Origin of the sequence: Mobiluncus curtisii subsp. curtisii ATCC 35241 (genome assembly GCF_000146285.1) — a bacterium.
GTDB classification, from domain to species: Bacteria; Actinomycetota; Actinomycetes; order Actinomycetales; family Actinomycetaceae; genus Mobiluncus; species Mobiluncus curtisii.
The window spans coordinates 778,583-782,394 of sequence record NZ_GL385912.1 but is presented as its reverse complement, the minus strand read 5'-3'; the positions used below and the strand labels follow the sequence as shown (position 1 = coordinate 782,394).

Below are 3,812 nucleotides of genomic sequence, written 5' to 3'. Positions count from 1 at the left end.
TCCTGGTGACAAGATTGTGTTGCCTGGTGGACAGTCTTTTGATCGTGTTGCTGGTGCGGAACGTGTGGAGACCTCTTTGAAGGTTGCGATGAAGGCTGCCAAGGACGATGCGGCTAAGGCACGCAAGGTCTATCTGGTTAATTACAAGGCTATGGTGGATGCGGCATCGTCAGGTATCTTGAATGATGGTGTGGTCGTGTTGGTTCCGGCTGATAAGGCTGGACAGATTGTTGTCGGTCATCAAATCAAGAAGCTGATTGGTCAGAACGTACAGGAGTTCACCGCTGTTGGTGGTACCAGCGTGGTTCCGAATGCTTGGATTGATAACGTCGTCGCTGGCTACGATAACGGTGTCCCTACGATTTCTCGTTTGGGTGGGGCAGATCGTTACGCCACGAATATCGAAATCATTAAGAAGGCCAAGGATGCCCCTGGTGCCAACTGGGATCATAACTACTTCGCTCAGGGCAATGTTGTTGTTGACGCTTTGACTGCTGGCGCGGTTACTGATGGTCCGATTATCCTGGTTCCTCCTACTGGTGATGTTCCTCAGGGCACTGTTGATTACTATCAGAAGAATCTTGATGGCAAGGGTGTCATTGTTCTGGGTGGTACCGGGGCTTTGTCTGATGACCAGGTGAACAAAGTAACCGGTGGTAAGGAAGAAATCAATCCTTGGAAGTACAACACTACTATTGATTCTTTGAAGGCTGATGTTCAGACCGCTGCCGCTAAGTACTACGGTCAGGGTGCTTGGCAGCATATGGATAAGGACGTTCTCGACGTGCCAAACAACAAGTATTTCGGCTTGGGCAAGGCCGCCGTTGCTGGTACTTCTGCTAATGAGAATGATATTAACATCAAGGATGAGATTGCAGATGCCAAGAAAGATAAGGCTTTCAAGGGCTGGAAGAACGCTAACAGTGAGGTAGCTGCTAACCTGGCGAAGATTATGGGCAAGGCAGATGGCTCTGAGGCGAATACCGTCAACAAGCTCAAGAAAGCCATGAACGATGCTCTGGACGCACTTGTTGGTGCACAGGGTGCAGCTCCGGCGAATGTTGCTGCTGGTCAGTCTGGTTTCTTGAGCGCGTTCAAGGCTTACTATGGTTTTGATGCTCAGAAGCTTGTGGTTAACGGTAATGGTAGCGTGACCCTTGGTGGGTTCACCACGACCGGTGATGTGGTGACTGGTTATGACTTCGCGGCTGCTGATAAGAAGGCTCAGCAGATTGCTGAGTCTAAGGATAATCTGTTGAAGATTGGTGCTGAGCAGTTTACCTATGCTGATGCTGTAGGCTACGAGGCTGCTAATTTCGCCTCCTTCGATACGAATGCTCCGTCTTCTCCGGTTTCTGCTGCTGCTATGGGTATCGCTGCCCCGAAGAAGGCCGCTGAGGTGAAGGCTCAAGCTAACAAGTGCTACAAGGCCTTGAAGGATGCCGTGAACGCCTACAATGCAGGTCCACTGCCAAAGGTGATTACTTCCACTGGGACGCATAACCGTTTGGCGGGTGCTGACCGGTACGAGACCGCTGCTTTGCTGTCTTACTACCTGACCGCTGGTCCGGACGGCAAGAATAACGGTCAGTTGAGCGGTCAAGGTCGCGTTTACGTTGCTTCCGGTAACGACGCTAACATTGTTGATGCCATGGTCGCAGGTCAGCTCGAAAAGGGCCCGATTTTGCTGCTGCCTTCTACCGGCACCCCGAGCGACAACGTCTTGGCTGAGTTCAAGCGTTTGGGCATGACCCAGGGTCACACCATGAAGGAAGGCTACACCATTGGTGGTACCAACGCCGTGTCTGACGATACCCTGAAAGCTGCCGTGAAGTCCTTCGCTGAAGGTCTCAAGGACCAGCCGGAAGCCGCCCCCGCGGCTCCTGCAGCTTCAGCAACGCCTGTCTGCAACGCTACCTTGGCGACTACCAGCAAGGCATACAGCGTAACTTGCACCACCCCGTCAGGTGCTGTGTCTTCTCCGGCAACTCTCACCTACAAGTGGGAAAAGGTTACTAGCACGGGTATTACCGGTTTCTCTGCTGACACGGCAGCTAACGGTACCGTGACTGGTACTGCTGCTAATGGCGACACGATTAAGGTTAAGGTTACCTATGACGAGGATGGCGCGGCGGGTCCCAAGACCCCGGCTTCCAAGGAGTTCACGGCAACTGCTGCTTAGTCGGTGATTGGGTTGAGACTATCAAGTCTCCCATAACTTCATAAAAGTCTGGCCCCGGTAGATAACTACCGGGGTCAGACGTGTTCCGGGGCTGTTGCGGGTATGGCGGAGTGTAACGAATTCCCCTGGTTTGGGGGGAGAATTTGCGCTGGTGGAGCGGTTAGAATGTATCGTATGGCGGTTCGTTCTTTTAGAATCAGAAATCTGCTTTCCATTAGAGACACTACTTTGGAATTGGTCACTCCGGTGACGTTGTCGATTGGTCCCAACGGTGCGGGAAAGACGAACTTGCTCAGAGGGATAGAGCTGCTTTCACGTCTGGTTGATGACACGTTCCAGGATGAAATCATGCGCGGTGGCGGGTTTAGTGAACACTTTTTCCAGGGTAGCCCGGTAGCTGATTTTGACTCGGCGGAGCAAGGCGGGGGGGGTGATTCACGGTGTTTTGCGATTGATGTTGATTACCGGATAAACGAACAGCTTACAAATGGGTATGATGTTCAGTTTAGTCGCGGTACTGGAGATACTGCCTTGGTGCGAGAGCGGCTTTTCTTCCATAACCAGGCTAAGTACACCACCTCTTTCTATGACGATTTCCAAGGCAATCATGGTTGGCTACCATTGGCGCATCGTTCGGTGCTTTCAGATGCGGATGATCGCGGCTCAAGGACTGGGGTACAGGAGAATATTCGGCGTATTCTCACGGGTTGTATGGTTTTTCATTTTGATGATTCTTCCTCCCGGTCGCCCGTGTTACAGAGTTGTGATGTTGCCGATAATCTAAGGCTTCACAGTGATGGGCGGAATCTCGCGTCGGTGTTGCCGCCAACGGGAAAGCTCGTTTTTGGGGTGGTGGCTGGTATTCCAGGGCGGGAACAGGCTATGACTCTTTGATTAGGATGCTGTTGGGCCAGCCGCAATGGCAGGGAGTGTCAACGATGATTGACTACTACGGTTTTCCGCAAGATTTCATGAGGAAAGCAGGGTTAGTCAATCCCCGATGCGAGGACATTGAGGACAAACTGCTCGAATGCTACAGGAACCGGGAACAACCGGGAAAATGGCTGCCTTTCGTAGTCAAGCATGAATTTGAATCCCTGGTTATTGCCGCAGCCTTGCACGGACAATCAACAGTGTTTAGCAACGCCGAGATTCGCCAGATGGCTGGTTGGAGAGACTCGTCCGTCGGGGTAGAAGAAATCAACGATTCACCTCAAACCGCTCCGTCTAAACGAATTATCCAGCTAAAAGAAAGCAGTCCGGTTCCCTATAGTAAAGTACCGGATACGAAAGAAGTGTTCGACCATGCCCGTATAGAGGCAGTAATGGACGAGTGCCCCCACTTCACTGACTGGGTCACCAACCTGATGTCTTTCGCACCGTAACACCGGAAACTCCCTGCCAAACCCATAAAAACGAACCGGGAACAACCCCCTTACAAACAGACCTGCTGAACAGACCAGGCAGATTTGAGCGTGCGGGACCTAATGCAGAGCAGCGCGTAGAGCCGAACATGCAGAGCAGCGCGTAGAGCCGAACATGCAGAGCCACACCGGCAAACAGACTAGCGCGTCCAAGCATCTAACCCCAATGATTCGATGCCTGTAAAAACTCTTTGCCGGGCTGGTCG

Annotated in this window: 3 protein-coding genes; all 3 read left to right on the top strand. The window is 52.1% G+C overall.

Features of this window, described 5'->3' with window-relative positions:
* Positions 1-2,182 (top strand): cell wall-binding repeat-containing protein (locus HMPREF0574_RS03525; RefSeq protein WP_004007312.1); only part of this gene is annotated, 2,182 nt, incomplete at its 5' end.
* Positions 2,183-2,356: 174 nt separating this feature from the next.
* Positions 2,357-3,076, top strand: a complete 720-nt coding sequence (locus HMPREF0574_RS03520; RefSeq protein WP_169303841.1) for an AAA family ATPase — start codon at positions 2,357-2,359, stop codon at positions 3,074-3,076.
* 5 nt (positions 3,077-3,081) lie between these two features.
* Positions 3,082-3,567 (top strand): DUF4276 family protein, encoded by a 486-nt coding sequence (locus HMPREF0574_RS03515; RefSeq protein ID WP_004007310.1) that lies wholly within the window; start codon positions 3,082-3,084, stop codon positions 3,565-3,567.
* Positions 3,568-3,812 lie beyond the last annotated feature (245 nt).